Annotated in this window: 17 protein-coding genes and 4 pseudogenes; 14 read left to right on the top strand and 7 right to left on the bottom strand. The window is 71.1% G+C overall.

All coding sequences use genetic code 11. The features are described from left to right. Positions 1-136: 136 nt before the first annotated feature. The 6 genes and pseudogenes from KSF81_RS01580 to KSF81_RS01555 all read right to left on the bottom strand — a co-directional run. Positions 137-1,123, bottom strand: a complete 987-nt coding sequence (locus tag KSF81_RS01580) for a sensor histidine kinase (protein WP_217377441.1) — start codon at positions 1,121-1,123, stop codon at positions 137-139. Positions 1,124-1,291: 168 nt separating this feature from the next. Next, a complete protein-coding gene (locus KSF81_RS01575) occupies positions 1,292-2,071 on the bottom strand; it encodes a Crp/Fnr family transcriptional regulator (protein ID WP_217377440.1) in 780 nt (259 codons plus the stop codon). A gap of 177 nt (positions 2,072-2,248) precedes the next feature. Continuing rightward, positions 2,249-4,183, bottom strand: a complete 1,935-nt coding sequence (gene acs, locus KSF81_RS01570) for an acetate--CoA ligase (protein WP_217377439.1) — start codon at positions 4,181-4,183, stop codon at positions 2,249-2,251. A 176-nt stretch (positions 4,184-4,359) separates the two neighbouring features. Beyond that, a complete protein-coding gene (locus KSF81_RS01565; protein ID WP_254453310.1) occupies positions 4,360-4,710 on the bottom strand; it encodes a Rieske (2Fe-2S) protein in 351 nt (116 codons plus the stop codon). 4 nt (positions 4,711-4,714) lie between these two features. Beyond that, positions 4,715-5,221 carry a GFA family protein gene (locus KSF81_RS01560; protein ID WP_217377437.1) on the bottom strand — a complete coding sequence of 169 codons (507 nt, stop codon included), beginning with the start codon at positions 5,219-5,221 and terminating at the stop codon, positions 4,715-4,717. 16 nt (positions 5,222-5,237) lie between these two features. After that, positions 5,238-5,642: pseudogene (locus KSF81_RS01555) on the bottom strand (EVE domain-containing protein); the annotation flags it as partial. Between the two features lie 126 nt (positions 5,643-5,768). On the opposite strand from KSF81_RS01555, the gene KSF81_RS01550 reads away from it, so the two are divergent. The 13 genes and pseudogenes from KSF81_RS01550 (at position 5,769) to KSF81_RS01490 (ending at position 16,363) form a co-directional block, all read left to right on the top strand. Next, on the top strand, positions 5,769-6,548 hold the full coding sequence (locus KSF81_RS01550; protein ID WP_309139689.1) for a DUF6602 domain-containing protein: 780 nt from the start codon (positions 5,769-5,771) through the stop codon (positions 6,546-6,548). Positions 6,549-6,692: 144 nt separating this feature from the next. Continuing rightward, positions 6,693-7,464 (top strand): annotated as a pseudogene (locus KSF81_RS01545) (heme ABC transporter permease). Beyond that, positions 7,461-7,646 carry a hypothetical protein gene (locus KSF81_RS01540; protein ID WP_217377435.1) on the top strand — a complete coding sequence of 62 codons (186 nt, stop codon included), beginning with the start codon at positions 7,461-7,463 and terminating at the stop codon, positions 7,644-7,646. Before KSF81_RS01545 ends, KSF81_RS01540 begins: the two are co-directional and overlap by 4 nt. Beyond that, complete coding sequence (gene ccmE / locus KSF81_RS01535; RefSeq protein WP_217377434.1) at positions 7,643-8,164, top strand: cytochrome c maturation protein CcmE; 522 nt, start codon at positions 7,643-7,645, stop codon at positions 8,162-8,164. Before KSF81_RS01540 ends, ccmE begins: the two co-directional genes overlap by 4 nt. Positions 8,165-8,204: 40 nt before the next feature. Continuing rightward, complete coding sequence (locus KSF81_RS01530) at positions 8,205-10,181, top strand: heme lyase CcmF/NrfE family subunit (RefSeq protein ID WP_217377433.1); 1,977 nt, start codon at positions 8,205-8,207, stop codon at positions 10,179-10,181. Then, the gene (locus KSF81_RS01525) at positions 10,178-10,771 is read left to right on the top strand and encodes a DsbE family thiol:disulfide interchange protein (protein WP_217377432.1); all 594 of its coding nucleotides are present in this window, start codon (positions 10,178-10,180) and stop codon (positions 10,769-10,771) included. The genes KSF81_RS01530 and KSF81_RS01525 overlap by 4 nt, the downstream gene beginning before the upstream one ends. Further along, positions 10,768-11,236 (top strand): annotated as a pseudogene (locus tag KSF81_RS31785) (cytochrome c-type biogenesis protein). Before KSF81_RS01525 ends, KSF81_RS31785 begins: the two are co-directional and overlap by 4 nt. Next, positions 11,233-11,421: pseudogene (ccmI, locus tag KSF81_RS31780) on the top strand (c-type cytochrome biogenesis protein CcmI); the annotation flags it as partial. The pseudogenes KSF81_RS31785 and ccmI, both read left to right, overlap by 4 nt. Positions 11,422-11,500: 79 nt before the next feature. Beyond that, on the top strand, positions 11,501-12,022 hold the full coding sequence (locus KSF81_RS01510) for a tetratricopeptide repeat protein (protein ID WP_217377431.1): 522 nt from the start codon (positions 11,501-11,503) through the stop codon (positions 12,020-12,022). 238 nt (positions 12,023-12,260) lie between these two features. Next, positions 12,261-13,013 (top strand): sulfite exporter TauE/SafE family protein, encoded by a 753-nt coding sequence (locus KSF81_RS01505; RefSeq protein ID WP_217377430.1) that lies wholly within the window; start codon positions 12,261-12,263, stop codon positions 13,011-13,013. A 92-nt stretch (positions 13,014-13,105) separates the two neighbouring features. Next, positions 13,106-14,311: an acyl-CoA dehydrogenase family protein gene (locus KSF81_RS01500; protein ID WP_217377429.1), complete on the top strand. Its 1,206-nt coding sequence runs from the start codon at positions 13,106-13,108 to the stop codon at positions 14,309-14,311. Next, positions 14,304-15,326, top strand: a complete 1,023-nt coding sequence (locus tag KSF81_RS01495; RefSeq protein ID WP_217377428.1) for a tripartite tricarboxylate transporter substrate binding protein — start codon at positions 14,304-14,306, stop codon at positions 15,324-15,326. Before KSF81_RS01500 ends, KSF81_RS01495 begins: the two co-directional genes overlap by 8 nt. Before the next feature lie 8 nt (positions 15,327-15,334). Next, on the top strand, positions 15,335-16,363 hold the full coding sequence (locus KSF81_RS01490) for a nitronate monooxygenase family protein (RefSeq protein ID WP_217377427.1): 1,029 nt from the start codon (positions 15,335-15,337) through the stop codon (positions 16,361-16,363). Positions 16,364-16,421: 58 nt separating this feature from the next. On the opposite strand, the gene KSF81_RS01485 is transcribed toward KSF81_RS01490, so the two are convergent. Beyond that, a complete protein-coding gene (locus tag KSF81_RS01485) occupies positions 16,422-18,038 on the bottom strand; it encodes a GMC family oxidoreductase (protein WP_217377426.1) in 1,617 nt (538 codons plus the stop codon). A gap of 121 nt (positions 18,039-18,159) precedes the next feature. Between KSF81_RS01485 and mdoH the strand changes: the two genes are divergently transcribed. Beyond that, the gene (gene mdoH / locus KSF81_RS01480; protein WP_217377425.1) at positions 18,160-19,944 is read left to right on the top strand and encodes a glucans biosynthesis glucosyltransferase MdoH; all 1,785 of its coding nucleotides are present in this window, start codon (positions 18,160-18,162) and stop codon (positions 19,942-19,944) included. Positions 19,945-19,966 lie beyond the last annotated feature (22 nt).

Raw genomic sequence — 19,966 nt, 5'->3', positions numbered from 1 at the left:
CACGGCCGCCCCGAGTCGCATGTCGGCGATTCGTTCCCGCGACTCGGGGCAGGCGCTTGATTCCACGGTGCCTCGCGACAGGCCGGCCGGACTCCGGTTCGCGTCCTGTTCGGGGAGATGGAATTCCACAGGCCGATCAGCCCGGCTCCAGCGCCTGCGGCGGCAGCATGATCCGGCAGCGCAGCCCGGCGGCCTCCCAGGTCTTTTCCAGCGACCCGCCGAGCTGCACCCGCGCCAGGCTGCGCAGCAGGCCGGAGCCGAAGCCGGTGCGGCCCGGCGGCCCGACCAGCGGCGGCCCGCCCGTCTCCTGCCATTCGAGGCGCAGCCAGCCCTCGGCGGTGATGGCCCACTCGATCGCCACGCGGCCGCCGGGGCAGGACAGGGCGCCGTGCTTGGCGGCATTCGTCACCAGCTCATGTACCGCCATGGAGAGCGGCTGCACCGCCTCCGGCGCCAGCGCCAGGCCGGGGCCGCTGAGCCCCAGCCGGCCCGTGGCGCTGCCGAGATAGGGGAGGAATTCGGCCTCCAGCAGGGCCCGCAGCTCCGGCCCGGTGCCCGCCACCAGCAGCGCCTGCGCCCGGCCGAGCGCGGCGATGCGGCCCTCCAGCGCGCGGGCATAGCCTTCCGGGGTTTCCGCCCGGGTGAGGCGCAGCAGGGCCTGCACGGTGGCGAGCGTGTTCCTGGAGCGGTGGTCCACCTCCCGCATCCGCAGCACGGCGCCTTCCTCCTCCGCCTGCTGCGCCGTGACATCGAGGCTGATGCCCAGGCAGCGGCCGGCTCCCGGCCATGGGGCACCTTCCAGGCGGCCGCCGTGGCACTCGATCCAGCGTGGCGCCGCGCCTGCCGCGGCCTGGATGCGGTAGCGGAGGCGGCAGGGCCTGCCCTGGGCGGCCGCCCCGCGCAGGCCGGCCTCGGCCGCCTGCCGGTCCTCGGGATGCAGCAGGGCCAGGAAATCGCCGAAGCCGATCGCTGCCTCCGGCCCCGGAGGGAGGCCGTGCAGGGCACGGCCGGCCGGGTCCAGCCAGAGGCGGCCAGTGCCGAGGTCGAGTTCCCAGGCGCCGGCCCCCGCCGCCGCCTGCGCCAGGGCGAGCCGGGATGCGGCCTGGCTCGCCGCCTCGCGCATTGCGGTGGCGCCCGCCAGGTCCGGCCCAGGGAGGGCTATGTCACAGCCGGGAAGGAATGACGGCAAAGCCGGGGCCTCGATGCGCTCACGCAAAGCTGTAGCACCGCAGGAGGCAACCATTCTGTCCGTTACGCGACAGAGCCTTTCGGCCCCGTCATCACATTCCCTTCACAGCTCCTCCGGACCGATCGGATAGAGCCCCGGTGCGACCCGGTAGAAATGCTCGCGGACCGCCTGGTAGCATTCGCAGGCGGCATGCCGGAGGCGCGGCCGGTTGACCACCGCCACCTTGCCGCGGCTGCCGCGGATCATGCCCGCTGCTTCCAGCCTGGCCAGCACCCGGGTCACGGTGGTGCGCCGGACCCCGAGCTGTTCCGCCAGGTGTTCCTGCGTCACCGGCAGTTCCGGTGTGCCGGCGCGGTCCTGCAGGCTCAGCAGCCAGCGGCAGATGCGCTCCTCCACCGGATGCAGCGCATTGCAGGCGACGGATTGCAGCACCTGCGCGAGCAGCGCATCGGCATAGCGGCTGACCGTGTCGCGGATGGCGGCGGAGGCCTGCTTCGCATCCTCCAGCCGGGCCGCCTCCAGCCGCAGGGCATGGCCCGGCATCTGCACCATGGCGCGGGTGGAGGCCGGCTTGTCGCCGGCGCTGATGATGACGCCGACCGCGCCTTCGCAGCCGACCACCGCGGCTTCCGCGGTGCGGCCATCCGCCATCACCGTCACCAGGGCGATCGCCGCGCCGCCGCAGGGGAAATGCGCGTGGGTGACATCGTCGCCAGGCTCGAACAGCGTCCGGCCGGGGGCGAGCGTGATGCGTTCGAGATGCGGCTCCAGCAGGGCGAAGCGGCCGGCCGGGATGGCATCCAGCAGGCGGTTGCCGCAGGCGCCCGTATTCGGGCGCGGCGCGGTGCCGGCCAGGCGGCTCGGGCTCCGGTCACCATCCATTCCTTGGCCTCCACCTCCCTGATGATGAGAGGCCTGATGCTGAACCCCGGCCGTTGCACGGCTGGATAACGTTGGCACGGCGAAAGCTTGGGGTCTGTCTCCCAGGGCACAGACCGCGGCAGGTTGCGCGAAAGACATGCGGCGGCGCGGCCCCGAAAGGCCGCGCCGCCGGCCTGGTCAGGCGATCCGGTTCTCCACCAGATCCTGCACCACGCCGGGATCGGCGAGCGTCGAGGTGTCGCCCAGGGCTTCGGTCTCATTCGCGGCGATCTTGCGCAGGATGCGGCGCATGATCTTGCCGGAGCGCGTCTTGGGCAGGCCCGGCGCCCATTGGATGGCGTCCGGCGAGGCGATCGGCCCGATCTCCTTCCGCACCCAGGCCACCAATTCGCGCTTCAGCGCATCGTTCGGCTCCTCGCCGGTCTTCAGCGTGACATAGGCGTAGATGCCCTGGCCCTTGATGTCGTGCGGCATGCCGACCACCGCGGCCTCGGCGACCTTGGGATGCGCCACCAGCGCCGATTCGATCTCCGCCGTGCCCATGCGGTGGCCGGCGACATTGATGACGTCATCGACGCGGCCGGTGATCCACCAATAGCCATCGGCATCCCGCCGCGCGCCATCCCCGCTGAAATACATGCCGGGGAAGGTGGCGAAATAGGTCTGCACGAAGCGCGCATGGTCGCCATAGACGGTGCGCATCTGGCCGGGCCAACTGTCCGTCAGGACCAGGTTGCCCTCGGCCACGCCCTCCAGCAGCTTGCCCTCGCCATCCACCAGCGCCGGGAAGACGCCGGGCAGCGGCAGGGTGGCGGAGCCGGGCTTCTGCGCCACCGCGCCGGGCAGCGGCGAGATCAGGATGCCGCCCGTCTCGGTCTGCCACCAGGTATCCACGATGGGGCAGCGCTCGTCGCCGACCACGCGATAGTACCAGAGCCAGGCTTCCGGGTTGATCGGCTCGCCGACCGAGCCGAGCACGCGGAGCGACTTGCGGCTGTGCTTCTTCACCGGCGCCTCGCCGTCGCGCATCAGGGCGCGGATCGCGGTGGGGGCGGTGTAGAAGATATTGACCTGGTGCTTGTCCACCACCTGCCAGAAGCGGTCCACGCCGGGGTAGTTGGGCACGCCCTCGAACATCAGGCTGGTGGCGCCATTGGCGAGCGGGCCATAGACGATATAGGTGTGGCCGGTCACCCAGCCGACATCGGCGGTGCACCAGTAGATCTCGCCGGGGTGGTAGTCGAAGACCAGATCATGCGTGTAGCTGGCCCAGACCATGTAGCCGCCGGTGGTATGCAGCACGCCCTTGGGCTTCCCCGTGCTGCCCGAGGTGTAGAGGATGAAGAGCGGGTCCTCCGCGCCCATCCGCTCCGGCTCGCAGGTGGCGGGCTGCCCGGCGCAGGCATCCTCCCACCACAGGTCGCGGCCGGGCTGCATCGCCACCGTGCCGCCGGTATTCTTCGCGACGATCACATGGCGGATCGAGGGGCAGGCGGCGAGCGCCTCATCCGCATTGGCCTTGAGCGGCACCTTGCGGCCGCCACGCCGGCCCTCATCCGCGGTCAGCAGCAGCACGCATTCGCTGTCCTGGATGCGGGAGGCCACGCTGTCCGGCGAGAAGCCGCCGAAGACGATGGAATGCACCGCGCCGATCCGGGCGCAGGCGAGCATGGCCACCGCCGCCTCCACGATCATCGGCAGGTAGATGCAGACCCGGTCGCCCTTCTTCACGCCGAGCCCGCGCATGGCATTGGCCAGGCGGCAGACGCGTTCGTGCAATTGCCGGTAGGTGACCTTGCTGTCGCTGGCGGGGTCGTCGCCTTCCCAGATGATCGCCACCTGGTCGCCGCGGCTTTCCAGGTGCCGGTCGAGGCAGGAGACGGAGGCGTTCAGCACGCCGTCCTCGAACCACTTGATGGTCACGTCGCCGGTGAAGTCCACGTTCTTGATCTTCGTCGGCGGCGTCATCCAGGCGATGCGCCCCGCCTCCCGGCGCCAGAAGCCTTCCGGGTCGCGCGCCGCCTCGGCGGTCATGGCCTGGAAGCGGGACTGGTCCACCAGGGCCCCGGCGGCGATCTCGGGCTTCACGGCGATCAGGGCGTCATCGGACATGCTGGGCCTCCCTTGGCGGGTTCTGTGACTGGCGGGATTTTGCCCATGTCGCCTTGCGTTGCGTCAATCAGGAGGCGGGGAGGTTGTAAAGGGGTTGTGAGGTCGCGCCTGCCGCGCCGCTCCCCCTTCCATGCCGGCTGCCTTGGCGGGGCGGTTCGCCGGCCAGCAATTTCGCGTCACAACCCCGCATCCGCCGGCACCACCACCTGCCCCTCCTCGATCCGCGCCGCCACCGCCTCCAGCGCCTCGCCGATACAGGGGCCGGTGATGCAGGTGCCGTCCTCGATGCGGAAGCGGGCGCCATGCGCGGCGCAGATGATCGCCTGCCTGCGGTGGTCCAGGAAGCGGTCGGGCAGGGGTTCCAGCGGCAGGCCGATATGCGGGCAGGAATTCACATAGACGAAGACCCGGCCGCCCTTCCTCACCGCGAACAGGCCGGTGAAGCCGCCAGGCGCGGCGGGGAAGCCGCGGGCGCCGCCTTCGGGGATGTCCTCCAGGCGGCAGAGAACCCGCTCCGTTTCCTTCAAACCGTCATTCCTCCCGCTCGTCCTTGTCCGCCAGCCCGAGCCGCGCATGCCATTCGGCGATGCTCTCGGCCGGGTAGCCCTCATGCCGCTTGTCCCGCGGGCCGGGCGTCACCGCCACCCAGTCCGGCTTGAAGTCCAGCATGATGTGGGTGGATTCCGGCGGCGCCGGCAAGGGCGTATCGATCGCCGAAGCGAAGGGATGCACCAGCTCCGGCCAGCGCGGGTCGAAGAGCCAGAGCGCGCTGCCGCAGCGGGTGCAGAAATGCCGCTCCCCCGGGCTGCGATGCGCCCGGGCCTCGCCCGCCTCCCGCATCCGCGCATGGTAGACGCCGACATGCCGGCGGCCGGTGACGCGCAGGCTGGCCGCCTCGCCGCCGAGGTTGATGGCATAGCCGCCACCGCCCTGGGTCTTGCGGCAGATGGAGCAGTAGCAGCGCTGATAGGGATAGGGATGCGCCGAGCGCAGCCGGAACCGCACCGCGCCACAGTGGCAGGATCCTTCGAGTTCCATCCCCTACCCCCCCTGGCCAGCCCCCCATGCGGCAGAGCATGGCCCAATGCGCCGCCGCCACCGGCATCACGGAAAGGCGCGATTGCCGCAGCAGGGCGATCCCCTCGAGTTCCGGCGCCGCCTTGATCGCGGCCAGGGTCACCGGCCGCGGCATGGGGCCGATGGCCTGCATGTCCACGCAGACCCAGCGGCCGGTCCCGTCGGTCGGGTCGGGATAGGCCTCGCGCGCCACCTCGACCACGCCCACGATCTCGCGGCCGGTATTGGAATGGTAGAAGAAGGCGCGGTCGCCCTGGCGCATCGCCTGCAGGTTGTTGGCGGCCTGGGCGTTGCGCACGCCGGTCCAGGGCTCGACGCCATGCGCCACCTGCTGGTCCCAGGAGAAGGCTTCCGGTTCGCTTTTCACCAGCCAATGCGCCATTATAAAATCCACCGCTGCCTTCGTCCGGATTCGGATACAGCAAAGACGGTCGGAATTCAAAGATGATTACGAAGAATATTCTGGCATCATTAAACAAAGAAATACTAAACTCCTTAAATTTAGTGAATTAAGATCACTCATCCAGGCGAGAACGGCCGAGCAAGAGAAGAAATTATAAAATCCTATCTGAGACGTTTTGTGCCTGCACAGTTTGGTATCGACACTGGATTTATATTTGATGCATCTGCCAATATAAGTAAACAAATAGATGTTATCATATATCGCACTGGCTATCACCCGGTATTTGAGATAGGGGGAATAAAGCATTTTGTCGTGGAATCCGTAGTAGCTGCCATAGAGATAAAATCTGCGATTGAGGAAGAAAAAATTCTTATGCAGGCATTGGATAATATTAAATCAGTAAAAACTCTTGATAGATCGAATTCAGGGAAGAACTATATAGTAGGAGCTTTTGAAGAAAAGCTGGACGGCAACGGTGATGTATTCATGGAGCACGTATATGTTAACAAGGAAAAATTCGACCATCAGGTATTTTGTGCTATTTTCACACAATCGTCAATGACAGAGTTAAGCGTTGTGCGGATCGTACGCGAGTTTCTCGCTGCGCACCCAGAAAAACATCTCTGGCCAAACCTTTATTCTGATATAAATGGCATTTCATTATGTTATATTAGTGAAGGTTCGAATGGGATTTTAACAACAGATCCTCAAAAAGCGGCAGGCATTGCAGTTACCCGTGCTGACGCTAACAGCTCGGATTCTTCATTGATACAAGCTACGTTTGAAATCATGAATTTCTTGAGAATTGCACCTCTGATTGATTTTAAGCCTACCTCCTATTTCCCGATAAACGTCCAAAATGTACAGATTTATAACTTGCCCTAAGCGCTCCGGTTAACAGGCGCTCTGCTGGATACGCAGATTATGAATCCCCGCCGACCGAATTATCTGCCTGATGGGATGCTTCAATCCTGAGCGATGCGCGCCTAGTTTGTCGGCGTGAACACGTTGCCCTCTCCCCTTGCTCCCCTGGCCGGCGCCGCCCCGCGTGGCGGCAGCCTGCATCGCTTTGCCAATCCCGGCCGCTTCCTGCGGCTCTCGGGCCGCATCCTGCCCTGGCTGACCGGGGCGGCGCTGCTGGTGCTCGGCATCGGCCTGGCCTGGGCCCTGGCCTTCTCGCCGCCGGACTGGCAGCAGGGGGGAGACGGTGCGCATCCTCTATCTGCACGTGCCGATGGCCTGGCTGGCGATGGGGGGCTATGTGGGGCTGGCGATCGGCTCCGCCCTGGCGCTGGTCTGGCGGCACCCGCTGGCGGATCTCGCCTGCCGGGAGCTGTCGCCGGTGGGGGCGGCGGTGACGGCGCTCTGCCTCGCCACCGGCAGCCTCTGGGGGCGGCCGATGTGGGGCACCTGGTGGGTCTGGGATGCGCGGCTGACCAGCGTGCTGGTGCTGTTCTTCCTCTGGCTCGGCCATGCCGCCCTGGTGCGGGCCTTCGACGATGCCGAGCGGGGCGCCCGGATGGGCGCGATCCTGGCGCTGATCGGGGCGGTGAACCTGCCGGTGGTGAAATTCTCGGTGGACTGGTGGAACACGCTGCATCAGCCCGCCAGTTTGACCAGGCTCAATGCGCCGGCCCTGCATGTGGATATCCTCTATCCGCTGCTGGTCTGCGCGCTCGGCTTCAGCCTGGCCTTCGCGGCGGTGGTGCTGGCCCGGACCCGGGCCGCGGTGATGGAACGAAGGGTGCGGGCCTTGCAGATGGCGGCGGCGCGGCGGGCGGAGGCGGAGCCTCGGCCATGACGGTGCATTGGATGCATGTCACGGCGAGCTATGCGCTGGTGCTGGCGACCTTCCTCGCGCTCGGCCTGGGCGCGGCGCTGCGGCACCGGGCGGCACGGCGGCGGCTGGCGCTGCTCGACCCGCGGGCGCAACGGGATGCGGTGAGATCCAGGGCACCGAACCGGCCGGGGACCAGCCCATGACCCGCAAGCGGCGCCGGCTTTATCTGCTGCTGCTCTGCGCCATCGGGCTCGGCAGCGCCACCGCCCTGACGCTTTCCGCCTTCCAGGACAACCTGGTCTTCTTCCGCTCGCCCTCCGACATCGCGCGGGAGGCACCGGGGCCGGACCGCGCCTTCCGCCTCGGCGGCCTGGTCGAGAGCGGCAGCCTGGAGCGTGAGACGGCGCCGGATGGCCGCCCCGCCGCCCGCTTCCGGGTGACGGATGGCGCCAGCACCGTCCCCGTCACCTATGCCGGCGTGCTGCCGGACCTGTTCCGCGAGGGGCAGGGGGTGGTGACGCTCGGCAAGCTCGGCCCCGACGGGCTGTTCCGCGCCAGCGAGGTGCTGGCCCGCCACGATGAAAGCTACATGCCGCCCGAGGTCGCGGATGCGCTGAAGCGCAGCGGCCATTGGAACCCGGACCAGGGCGCGCCGCCGCCCGCGGCAAGCTGGAACACGCTGGAGCCCGAACGCCTGCCGCCCGGCCGGAGTGGTGGATGAGCGACCTGCCCCCTACCCCCATGCCGGATGACGAGGCGCCATGATTCCCGAACTCGGCCATTTCGCGCTGGCCCTGGCCCTGGCGCTGTCCCTGGCGCAGGCGGCATTCGGCCTCTGGGGCGCGCAGCGGGCGGCGCCGCGGCTGATGGCCGCCGCCGCGCCACTCGCCGCCGGCACGCTGCTGGCGGTGGCGGCGGCTTTCGGCTGCCTGATGTGGAGCTTCGCGGTCAATGACACGACGGTCGCCAATGTCGTGCAGAACAGCCATTCGGCGAAGCCGCTGCTCTACAAGCTGAGCGGGACCTGGGGCAGCCATGAGGGCTCCATGGTGCTCTGGGTGCTGATCCTGGCGCTCTGCGGCGGCGCCGTGGCAAGCTTCGGGCGCAACCTGCCGAGCGCCTTGCAGGCCCGCGTGCTGGCGGTGCTGGGGCTGGTCGCGGTGGGGTTCCTGGCCTTCATTCTCGGCACCTCCAACCCCTTCGACCGGGTCTGGCCGCCGGCCGCGGATGGCCAGGGGCTGAATCCGGTGCTGCAGGACCCCGGCCTCGCCTTCCATCCGCCGCTGCTCTACCTGGGCTATGTCGGCTTCTCCGTCACCTTCGCCTTTGCCATCGCGGCGCTGATCGAGGGGCGGGTCGATGCCGCCTGGGGGCGCTGGGTGCGGCCCTGGGCGCTGGCGGCCTGGAGCTTCCTGACGCTGGGCATCGCGCTCGGCTCCTGGTGGGCCTATTACGAGCTGGGCTGGGGCGGCTACTGGTTCTGGGACCCGGTGGAGAACGCCTCCCTGCTGCCCTGGCTGGCCGGCTGCGCCCTGCTGCACAGCGCCACCGTGGTGGAACGGCGGGAGGCGCTGAAGACCTGGACCGTCTTCCTCGCGCTGCTCGCCTTCGGCCTCTCCCTGCTCGGCACCTTCCTGGTGCGCTCGGGCGTGCTGAATTCCGTGCATGCCTTCGCCAGCGACCCGACCCGCGGCGTCTTCATCCTCGGGCTGCTGATGCTCTATATCGGCGGCGGCTTCGCGCTCTTTGCCTGGCGGGCCGCGGCGATGACGCCGACCGGCATCTTCGCGCCGCTCTCGCGGGAGGGCGGGCTGATCCTGAACAACCTGCTGCTCTGCTCGATCGCGGCGGTGGTGCTGGTGGGCACGCTCTATCCGATGTTCGCGGACCTGCTGCTCGGGCAGAAGATCTCGGTCGGGCCGCCCTTCTTCAACAGCGCCACCCTGCCGCTGGCGGTGCCGCTGGTCGCCGCCATGGCGGTGGGGCCGATGCTGCCCTGGAAGCGGGCGCGGCTCTGGCCGGCCTTGCAGCGGCTGTGGTGGGCGGCGCTCGGCGGGCTCGCCGCGCTGCTGCTCTGCCTGGCGCTGGAGGGGCAGCGGCTCGGCCCGGCGCTCGGCTTCGCCGCCGCCGCCTGGCTGATCCTGGGGGCGCTGGCGGATATCACGGACAGGATCGCGCTGTTCTCCCGCCCGCGCGCCGCCTTCGCCCGCGCCCGCGGCCTGCCGCGCGCCGCCTGGGGCGGGGCGGTGGCGCATGCCGGGATGGGGGTGATGATCCTGGGGCTCGCCGGGATGGGCCTCGCCACCGACCGGCTGGCGCTGCTGAAGCCCGGCGAGAGCGTGGCGCTCGCCGGCTACGATTACCGGTTGGAGGCGCTGCGCGATGCGCCCGGGCCGAATTTCAGCGCCCGCCGCGCCACCCTCGTCGTCACCCGCAATGGCCGGCCCGTGACGGTGCTGGAGCCGGAGCGGCGCAGCTTCCCGGTGGGCCGCATGACCACCACGGAGGCCGCCATCCACACCACCTGGCTGGCCGATCTCTACACGGTGCTGGGCGATGAGCGGGACGGCGGGGCGGTGCTGCGGCTGCACCACAATCCGCTGGCGCCCTGGATCTGGCTCGGCGCCGCCATCATGGCGCTGGGCGGCGGGCTTTCGCTCTCCGATCGCCGCATGCGCGTGGCGGCGCCGGCGCCGAAGCTGGCGCCCAAGCCGGCGCAGGAGGGGGCGGCGGCATGAGCGAGGCAACCAGGCCCGACCCGGCGCCGAATCCCGGGCGCCGCCGCGCCCTGCTGCTGGCGCCGCTCGGCCTGGCCGCGGTGGCCGGGGCCGGGTTCTATGCCATGCTGCGCGGCCTCGGCAGCGGCAGCTACGACCCGCGCGGCGTGCCCTCTGCCCTGCTCGGCAAGCCGCCGCCGGATTTCGCCCTGCCGCCGCTGGAAGGCGCGGAGCGCCCGGGGCTGGCCAGTGCCGATCTGCGGGGCGGCGGCCGGCCGGTGCTGGTGAATTTCTTTGCCTCCTGGTGCATGCCCTGCGTGATCGAGCATCCGCAATTGATGCGGCTGGCGCGGGCGGGGGTGCCGGTGCTCGGCATCGCCTACAAGGACAAGCCCGAGGATTCGCTCGGCTTCCTGCGCCGCCACGGCAATCCCTATACCCGGCTCGGGGTGGACCAGCCGGGGCGGGTGGCGATCGACTGGGGGGTCTATGGCGTGCCGGAGACCTATCTGGTCGATCCATCCGGCCTGATCCGCTGGCGCTGGGCCGGCCCCATCACCGAGGACACGCTGCGCCAGGACCTGGAGCCGCTGCTGCGGCGTCACGCATGATCCGCGCCCTGCTTCTCGCCCTGCTCCTGGCCGGGCCGGCGCTCGCCGCCGTGGGCGACCCCGCCCAGCAACTGCCGGATCCGGCGCAGGAGGAACGCGCCCGCACCATCGGCCGGGAACTGCGCTGCCTGGTCTGCCAGAACCAGTCGATCGAGGACAGCGATGCCGACCTGGCCCGCGACCTCCGCCGCATCGTGCGGGAACAGGTGGCGGCGGGGCGGAGCGACCGCCAGGTGGTGGACTACCTGCATGACCGCTACGGCGATTTCGTGCTGCTGCGGCCGCCCTTCACTGCCGCCACCCTGCTGCTCTGGGCCAGCCCGGCGGTGGCGCTGCTGGGGGGGGCTGGTGGCGATCCTGGCACTGCGCCGCCGCCGCGCCGCCGTGCCGCCGGAAGCATCCCCGGAACTCACCGAGGCCGAGCGCGCCCGCCTCGCCCGCATAGAGGATGGGCCGATCGCGTGAATTGGCTTCTGCCTGGCCTGCTGGCCCTGGCGGCGCTGACGCCGCTCGGCTTCGTGCTGCTCCGCCCGGCCCGCGCCCGTGGCCGGCGGGAGGCCGACCTCGCCCTCTACCGCGCGCAATTGCAGCAGCTCGACCGCGAGCGCGCGGCGGGCCGGCTGGACGAGGCCGCGCATCGCGCCGCGACGCTCGAGGTGCAGCGCCGCCTGCTGGCCGCACCGGAGGAACACGCCGCCGGGACGGCCGGCCGCGCCCCCCCTGCTGGCAGTGCTGGCGCTGGTTCCGGCGCTGGCGCTTGGGCTCTATCTGCTCCAGGGCACGCCCGGCATGCCCTCCGCCCCCTATGTGGAACGGCAGCAGGTGGCGGCGCGGGACGAGTCCCTGCTGGCCCTATTGCGGAGCCGGCTGGCGGCACTCGACCCCGCCAGCGAGGCGGCGCGGCAGGGCCAGATCCTGCTCGGCAATGCCGAGCGCAGCCGCGGCCGGCTGGATGCGGCGGCGGAGGCCTATGCCAGGGCGCTGGCCGGCGGCTTCGATGCCGACCTTGCCGGCCAATTGGCGCAGGTGCTGCTGGAGGAGGGGCGGGTGGAGGAGGCCGCCCGGCTGCTGGCCGAGGCGCTGCCCCAGGCCCCCAGCCATATCGGCCTCCGCTTCCTCACCGGCCTGGCCGAGGCCCGTGCCGGCCGGCCGGAGGGCGCGCGGGCCGTCTGGCGGGCACTGGTCGCGGATGCGCCGGCGGATGCGCCCTGGCGCGCCATGGTGGAGCGGCGGCTGGCCGACCTGCCCTGACCGGCGCCGGCAGCCCGGCTTTCCGGGCAGGCTGCCTCCTGCATCATGCCCGGCGCGGCCTGCATTCCCGCCCAACGGTGGCCGCATGTCCTGCGCCACGGGGGCCGCCATGCGCGGCCCGGCCAGATCCGGCTCCGCGGCGGCAAAGGGCAGGGTGAGAGAAAATCCCTGGACGAAATCAATCTCTAGTATATAAATAGGAGAAGAGGAGGCGCCCACCAGCAAGGAGGGACGCGACATGATGGAGGACCTGCTGCTCTTTGCCGCCGTGGGCTTTGCCGCCCAGATCGTCGATGGCGCGATCGGCATGGCCTATGGCCTCACCGCCACCAGCGTGCTGCTGAGCGTGGGTGTCGGCCCCGCCATGGCCAGTGCCAGCGTGCATGCGGCCGAGGTCTTCACCACCGGCGCCTCGGGCTTCGCGCATTGGCGGCTCGGCAATGTCCGGATGCGGATGATGCTGCGGCTGGCGGTGCCGGGGATGATCGGCGGCGCGGTCGGCGCCTGGCTGCTCTCCGACCTGCCGGGCCGCTACGTGCGGCCGGCGGTCAGCGTCTATCTGATGGTGCTGGGCGGCCTGATCCTGTGGCGGGCGATGCAGGTGCGGCGGGAGCACCAGCCGCCGCGCAGCGTCACCCTGCTCGGCCTCTCGGGCGGCTTCCTGGATGCGGTCGGCGGCGGCGGCTGGGGGCCGCTGGTCGCCTCCACCCTGATCGGCCGGGGCGACCAGCCGCGCTATGCCATCGGCTCCACCAATGCGGCGGAGTTCTTCGTCACCGCCTGCATCTCCGGCGCCTTCTTCGCCACCATCGGGCTGGAGCTGTGGCCGGTGATCCTCGGCCTGGTGCTGGGTGGCGTGCTGGCGGCGCCCTTCGCGGCGCTGATCACCCGACGGCTGCCGGACCGGCCGCTGATGATCATCGTGGCGATGGTCATCCTGCTGCTGGCGCTCCGGGATTTCGTCATCGACCTCCGCTGGCTGCTGGGCTGAGCGCAGGAAGGGCCGGAGGAAGGCGCAAGGCTTGACCCCGCCGCCGCTCCGCACCGATCCTGCCAGGCGCAGCGCCAGGCAGGACCGCCCCCATGACCCATGCCTCGACCCCTGTCCCCCTGGCCGAAGCCGGGCCGGATGCCGATGAATTCGCAGCCTATCTCGACGGCATCCGCCGCCTGGTCGCGGAACGCCTGATCCCGGCGGAGTCGCGCCTGGAGGGCGAGGAGACGCTGCCCGAGGACCTCACCGGGCGGCTGCGCGAGGCCGGGCTCTTCGGCATCTCCATCCCCGCGGCCTATGGCGGGCTCGGCCTGACCATGGAGCAGCAGGTGCGGGTGATGCTGGAGGTGACGCGCGCCTCCTCGGTCTATCGGGCGCGCTTCTCCACCACCATCGGCCTCGGCAGCCAGCCCATCCTCTACAACGGCACCGAGGAGCAGCGGCGGGAATGGCTGCCGCGCATGGCGAGCGGCGAGGCCACCGCCGCCTTCTGCCTCACCGAGCCGGAGGCGGGCTCCGATGCCGGCGGGCTCCGCACCAGCGCGCGGCGCGAGGGCGAGGATTACGTGCTGGATGGCGTGAAGCGCTACATCACCAATGCCCGCCAGGCGCAGGTCTATGTGGTGATGGCGCGCACCGATCCCGCCAGCCGCGACGCCGCCGGCATCTCCGCCTTCATCGTGCCGGCCGGCACGCCGGGGCTGCGCTGCGGCCCGGCCGACCGCAAGATGGGCCAGGACGGGTCCTCCACCTGCGAGGTCTTCTTCGATGGGCTCCGCATCCCCGCCGCCAACCTGATCGGCGGGCGGGAGGGTGGCGGCTTCAAGACCGCCATGCGCGGCATCAACCACGCCCGGTTGCATGTCGCCGTCACCTGCGCCGGCCAGGCGCAGCGGCTGCTGGAGGAGGCGCTGGCCTATGCGCTGCACCGCCGCCAGTTCGGCCAGCCGCTCGCGGAATTCCAGCTCGTGCAGGCCATGCTGGCGGATAGCCGGGCGGAGGTGCTGGCGGCGCGCAGCATGATCCTGGAGACCGCCCGCGCCTTCGACCGCGCCGGCGAGGCGCAGGGGCCGCTCATTGCCGATATCGCCTGCTGCAAGCTCTTCGCCAGCGAGATGGTGGGCCGGGTGGCGGACCGCGCGGTGCAGATCCATGGCGGCGCCGGCTACATGCAGGGCACGCCGGTGGAGCGGCTCTATCGCGACGTGCGGCTCTTCCGCATCTTCGAGGGCGCCAGCCAGATCCAGCAGGTGCTGATCGCCCGCGACATGATCCGGGGCGCGAAGCATGGTTGAGCCCGACCGATTCACGCCTCCGGGCGCGGGCGCCCTCCGGCGATCGGGCGGGGTTGGGCGCCGCGCCCTGCTCACCGCGGCCGGGTTGCTCGCCGCGCCTGCGGTGCGGGCGCAGCGCTGGCCGGCGGGGCCGGTGCGGATCGTCTCCACCTTCACCCCGGGCGGCGCCAACGACCTGCTGGGCCGGGTCGCCGCGCAGATCCTCACCACCGCCTTCAGGCAGAGTTTCGTGGTGGAGAACCGCCCCGGCGCCGGCGGCAACCTCGGCATGGAGGCGGTGGCCCGCGCCGCGCCGGATGGGCATACGCTGGTGGTCGCGGCCGGTGCCGCCGCCATCAACCAGACGCTCTACCGCAACCTTCCCTTCGACCTGCTGCATGATTTCGCCCCCGTCACCCTGCTCGGCGTGGTGCCGAACGTGCTGGCGGTGCACCCTTCGGTGCCGGCCCGCACTGCGGCCGAGTTCGTGGAGCTGGCGCGCCGCTCGGCGGGCGGCATCACCTATGGCTCGGCCGGCATCGGCACCATTCCGCATCTCGCCATGGCGCTGTTCCTGCGCACGGTGGGGGCGGAGGGGGTGCATGTGCCCTATCGCGGCTCCGCCCCGGCGGTGACGGACCTGGTGGGCGGCCGCGTCCAGGCGCTGTTCGAGAACCTGCCGCCACTGGCGCAGCAGATCAGGGCCGGCGGCGTGCGGGCGCTCGGCATCTCCACCCTGGCGCGGCACCCGGATTTCCCGGACCTGCCGACGGTAGCGGAGGCGGTGCCGCTGCCGGGCTTCGAGGTCACGGCCTGGCAATCCCTGCTGGCCCCCCGCGGCACGCCGCCCGAGATCGTGGAGGCCATGGCCACCGCCATCCGCCTGGCGCTGGCGGGTGGCGAGGGCCAGGCCCGGGTGGCCCGCATCGGCGCCCTGGCGCGGCCGCTGGCACCGGCCGAATTGCGTGCCTTCCTGGCCACCGAGGTGGCGAAATGGGCCGAGGCGGTCCGCACCTCCGGCGCCAAGGTGGAATAGGAGCCGACATGCCCGATACCGCAACTCCCCTGGCCCCGCCCCTGGTGGCGCCGCCCGCCATCGACACGCGCGTCACGCGCCTGCTCGGCATCCGCTACCCCATCGTGCAGGGCGGGCTGGCGCGGGTGGCGACGGCGGAGCTTGCCGCCGCCGTCTCCAATGCCGGGGGGCTCGGCCAGATCGCCTCCGCCGGCACCGGCCAGGACGGCGCCGGCGGGCTCTGCTCGCCCGATGACCTCAGGGCGCTGATCCGCCGCTGCCGGGCGCTGACCAGCCGGCCCTTCGGCGTCAATATCCCGATCGGCCGCTCGGCGGTGGAGCCGGTGCTGGAGGTGGCGCTGGAGGAGCGGGTGCCGGTGATCGCGCTCACCGCCGGCAACCCAGCCCCCTATATCCGCCGCTGCGAGGGCAGCGGCGCCCGCATCCTGGTGCTCACCGCCGGGCCGGAACTGGCACGCAAGGCCGAGGCCGCCGGCGCCGACATGGTGGCGACGGTGGGCTATGAGGGCGGCGGCCATCTCGGCCGCGGCGACGAGACGACCCTCGTGATGGTGCCGCGCGTGGTGGCGGCGGTGCGGATTCCGGTGCTGGCCTCGGGCGGCATCGCCGATGGGCGCGGGCTGCTCGCCGCCCTGGCGCTGGGGGCGGAGGGGGTCGAGGTCGGCACCCGCTTCGTCGCCACCACCGAGGCGCGGGCGCATGAGCACTACAAGCAGGCGCTCGCCGCGGCGCGGCCGGAGGATACCCGCATCATCAAGCGCACGCTCGGCACGCCGGGGCGCGTACTGGCCTCGGCGCATGTCGAGCGCATCCTGGCGGCCGAGGCGGCGGGCGCCGGCAAGGAGGCGATCCTGCCCATGGTGCTGGGCGAGGTGAACGGCGCCGGCAGCGACCGCGGCGACCTGGAGAACAGCTTCGTCTGGGCCGGGCAGAGCGTCGGGCTGATCGAGGCGGTGGAGCCGGCGGGCGAGGTGGTGCGCCGCATGGCGGCCGAGGCAGCGGCGGGCATGGCGCGGCTGCGCAGTTGCTTCGCCTAGCAGGGCGGGCGGGACCCGAGGGGGCAAGGCGCCCCCCGGGCGGCCCTGCCAGCCCGGCTCAGGCCGCCCGGCGGATCATCTCCGCCGCCCGTTCCGCCAGCATCAGCACCGAGGGGTGGATATTGGAGGAGGGCACCAGCGGGATCACCGAGGCATCCGCCACCCGCAGCCCCTGCACCCCGCGCAGCCGGAGTTCCGGGTCCACCACCGAACGCTCGTCCGAGCCCATGCGGTTGGTGCCGCAGGGGTGGTAGACGGTGGTGCCGGCGGCGCGGAGATAGGCGAGGAAATCCTCCTCCGTCTGCGTCCCCGGGCCGGGCGACAACTCCTCCTCGATCAGCCCGGCGAAGGGCTGGGTGGTGGCGATGCGGCGGGCGAGCTTGGCGGCCTCCAGCATCACCCTGATGTCGTTGGGCGCGGTGAGGTAGCGGGGCTGGATGCGCGGCTTGTCGGCGGCATCGGCGCTGCGCAAGGTCAGCTCGCCCCGGCTGTCCGGGCGGCACTGGCAGAAATTGAAGGTGAAGCCGGGGTGGCGGGCCAGCCGCGCGGCGGAATTCGCCTGGCTCGCACCCAGGCTGTAATTCACGAACTGGAACTGCACATCCGGCTCCTCCGCCCCCGGCAGCACGCGGGCGAAGAGGCTGGCCTCGGAGGCGCCGATGGTCATCTGGCCGCGCCGGCGCAGCGCCCAGTCCGCCCCCATGGCGGCGGCGCGGACCGGGTTGGCCATGATCTCGTTCAGCGTGCCGATGCGCCGGGTGCGGAAGGCGAAGCGCACCATGAAATGGTCCTGCAGGTTCCGCCCGACCTCCGGCGCATGCGCCACCACCGGCAGGCCGAGCCCCTGAAGCGCGGCGCCATCGCCGATGCCGGAGAGCATCAGCAGCTTCGGGCTCTCGATCGCGCCGGCCGTGAGCACCACCTCGCGCCGCGCGCGATGGATTTCCTCCGCCCCATCCGGGCCGCGCACCGCGACCCCCACGGCGCGGCCGCCCTCGATGAGGATGCGGAGGCCCAGCCGCTCCGTCTCGACGCGCAGGTTCGGGCGCTTCAGCGCCGGGCGGAGATAGGCGACCGCCGGGCTCCAGCGCCGGCCGCGATGCACGTTGAGCTGGTTGGGCGCCACCCCCTCATACCATTCGCCGTTGAAATCGGGGTTGCGCGGGAAGCCGAGCGCGGTGCAGGTCTCGACGAAGGCGCGGCAGCCCTCGGTGGGTTCCGGCACCTCGCCCACCTGCACCGGGCCGTCCTTGCCGCGGTATTCGCTGGCCGGGCCGGCGAAGCTCTCCAGGCGGCGGAAGGCGGGCAGGCAATCCTCATAGGACCAGCCGCGGGCGCCGGATTGCGCCCAGCGGTCGTAGTCGCGCGGCGAGCCGCGCAGGAAGACTAGGCCATTGACGCTACCGGAGCCGCCGATGACCTTGCCGCGCGGCCAGTACATGCTGCGGCCATCCAGCTCCGGCTCGGCCTCGGTCTGGTAGTTCCAGTCGAATTTCTGCGTCACGTAGAGGCGGGCGAAGCCCATGGGGATGTGGATCCAGGGGTTGCGGTCCCAGGGGCCGGCCTCCAGCAGCGTGACCTTGGTGCCGGGGTCCTCGGAGAGCCGCGAGGCCAGCACGCAGCCGGCCGAGCCGCCGCCCAGGATGACGTAATCCGCCTCGCCCGCTTCACGCATGGCCGTTTCCCCCATGGAGTCCCGGATGCATCAGGGCATGGGGCGGCCGGTGGCGGCAAGCGGTTGGCGGCAAGCGGGGCGCATCCGCATTTCCGCCATGCTCGCCGCGTAACGTCGCCGCGTGACCACCGAACCCCTCCTGCCGCGTCGCGCCCTGTTTGCGCTCCTCGGCCTCGCCATCACCGCATCGCTGCTCTGGCTGGCCTGGCGAGTCATGGCGCCCGGCGGCTGGACCTCGTGGGAGGTTCTGGCCTTCGCCTGCTTCGCCGGCACTGCGCCCTGGACCGCGCTCTGCGCCGCCAATGCCATCACCGGCTTCGCCATCCTGATGCGGAAGGGCGACCCGCCCGCCGCGGTGCTGCCGGCGCTGCGGCGGGCGCGGCCCGGCGCGCCGCAGCTTGCCACCGCCATCGCCGTCTGCATCCGCAACGAGGAGATGGCCGGCGTGCTGCCGCCGCTCGGGCGCCTGCTGGATGGGCTGGCCGCTACGGGCGCAGCGGAGCGCTTCACGCTCTGGCTGCTCTCCGACACGCAGGATCCGGCGCTGGCGGCGGCGGAGGCGGCGGCAATCGAAGCCTTCCGCGCCGGCCGGCCGGATGCCGCGCGCATCCGCTACCGGCGGCGCGCGGTGAATACCGGCTTCAAGGCCGGCAATGTGATGGACTTCCTCGACCATCACACCAATGGCGATGCGCTGATGCTCTGCCTCGATGCCGATAGCGAGATGTCGGCCGAGGCCGTGCTGCGGCTGGTCGCCTGCATGGAAGCCGACCCGACGCTGGCCATCCTGCAGCAGCTCATCGTCGGCCGCCCGGCCACCGCCGCCTTCCCGCGGCTGTTCCAATTCGGCATGCGCGCCGGGATGCGGAGCTGGGCCACCGGCCAGGCCTGGTGGCAGGGGCCGGAGGGGCCCTATTGGGGCCACAACGCCATCCTCCGCATCGAGCCCTTCCGTCGCCATTGCCGGCTGGAAACCCTGCCCGATGGCCGCCCCATCCTCTCGCATGACCAGGTGGAGGCGGTGCGGCTGCATGCCGCCGGCTGGAAGGTCTGCTGCCTGCCGATCGAGGACGGTTCCATGGAGGGCAACCCGCCGGCCCTGCCGGAATTCATGGCCCGCGACCTGCGCTGGGCGGCGGGCAACATGCAGTACTGGGACCTGCTCTTCCTGCCCGGCCAGACCTGGATGGGGCGCTGGCAATTGGTGCAGGCCATCCTGCTGTTCCTCGGCGCACCGCTCTGGACCGGGGTGCTGGGCTTTGCCGCGCTGAATGCGGCGACCGGCGGCGCGGTGACGGTGCCGGGCGGCTGGCTGCTGGCGCTGATGCTCGGCACCTGGGCCGCGCTGCATGCGCCGAAGCTGCTCGGCTATGCCGAGGTGCTGCTCAAGCCGGCGCTGGCGGCGCGCTATGGCGGGCGCGGCGCCTTCCTGCGCGGCGCGGCGGCGGAGCTTGGCTTCACCACCCTGCTCGACCCCATCAGCATCTTCAACAAGACGCTCTTCCTGCTGGCGCTGCCTTTCGGCGCGCGGCCGGGTTGGGCACCGCAGAACCGCGCGGACCGGGGCGTCGGCTGGGCGGCTGCGGCGCGGCTGCTCTGGCCGCATACGCTGTTCGGCGCGGCGGTCTTCGGGGTGATGCTGGCCATGGCGCCGATGACGGCGCTCTGGGCGCTGCTGCCGGCGGGCGGGCTGCTGCTGGCGATCCCCTTCTGCGTCGCCACCGCCTCGCCAGGCTGGTCGGCCCGGCTGCGGGCGGGGCGCATCGCGGCGACGCCGGAGGAACTGGCGGCCTGCCCGGCACCGCGGCCGGCCGGCCGGCGCGCCGCGGCCCACGGGCTTGCAGGGCAGGCTGCGATACAGCCTTCACCCGGCGGGGGTTCATCCGGCGGCCGGGGCGTCCTATAGGCAGGGCGCCGGAGGAAACCTG

It is taken from the genome of Siccirubricoccus sp. G192 (assembly GCF_019084075.1).
Lineage (GTDB): Bacteria > Pseudomonadota > Alphaproteobacteria > Acetobacterales > Acetobacteraceae > G192.
Note: the sequence above shows the minus strand (reverse complement) of the source record. Positions and strands in the feature narration are given on the sequence as shown.

Bases quoted from the DNA above. Each gene is read 5' to 3' on its own strand.
- KSF81_RS01580 (WP_217377441.1), bottom strand. From the start codon at position 1,123: ATGCGCGAGGCGGCGAGCCAGGCCGCATCCCGGCTCGCCCTGGCGCAG.
- KSF81_RS01575 (WP_217377440.1), bottom strand. From the start codon at position 2,071: ATGGATGGTGACCGGAGCCCGAGCCGCCTGGCCGGCACCGCGCCGCGC.
- acs (WP_217377439.1), bottom strand. From the start codon at position 4,183: ATGTCCGATGACGCCCTGATCGCCGTGAAGCCCGAGATCGCCGCCGGG.
- KSF81_RS01560 (WP_217377437.1), bottom strand. From the start codon at position 5,221: ATGGAACTCGAAGGATCCTGCCACTGTGGCGCGGTGCGGTTCCGGCTG.
- KSF81_RS01540 (WP_217377435.1), top strand. From the start codon at position 7,461: ATGACGGTGCATTGGATGCATGTCACGGCGAGCTATGCGCTGGTGCTG.
- ccmE (WP_217377434.1), top strand. From the start codon at position 7,643: ATGACCCGCAAGCGGCGCCGGCTTTATCTGCTGCTGCTCTGCGCCATC.
- KSF81_RS01530 (WP_217377433.1), top strand. From the start codon at position 8,205: ATGATTCCCGAACTCGGCCATTTCGCGCTGGCCCTGGCCCTGGCGCTG.
- KSF81_RS01525 (WP_217377432.1), top strand. From the start codon at position 10,178: ATGAGCGAGGCAACCAGGCCCGACCCGGCGCCGAATCCCGGGCGCCGC.
- KSF81_RS01505 (WP_217377430.1), top strand. From the start codon at position 12,261: ATGATGGAGGACCTGCTGCTCTTTGCCGCCGTGGGCTTTGCCGCCCAG.
- KSF81_RS01500 (WP_217377429.1), top strand. From the start codon at position 13,106: ATGACCCATGCCTCGACCCCTGTCCCCCTGGCCGAAGCCGGGCCGGAT.
- KSF81_RS01495 (WP_217377428.1), top strand. From the start codon at position 14,304: ATGGTTGAGCCCGACCGATTCACGCCTCCGGGCGCGGGCGCCCTCCGG.
- KSF81_RS01490 (WP_217377427.1), top strand. From the start codon at position 15,335: ATGCCCGATACCGCAACTCCCCTGGCCCCGCCCCTGGTGGCGCCGCCC.
- KSF81_RS01485 (WP_217377426.1), bottom strand. From the start codon at position 18,038: ATGCGTGAAGCGGGCGAGGCGGATTACGTCATCCTGGGCGGCGGCTCG.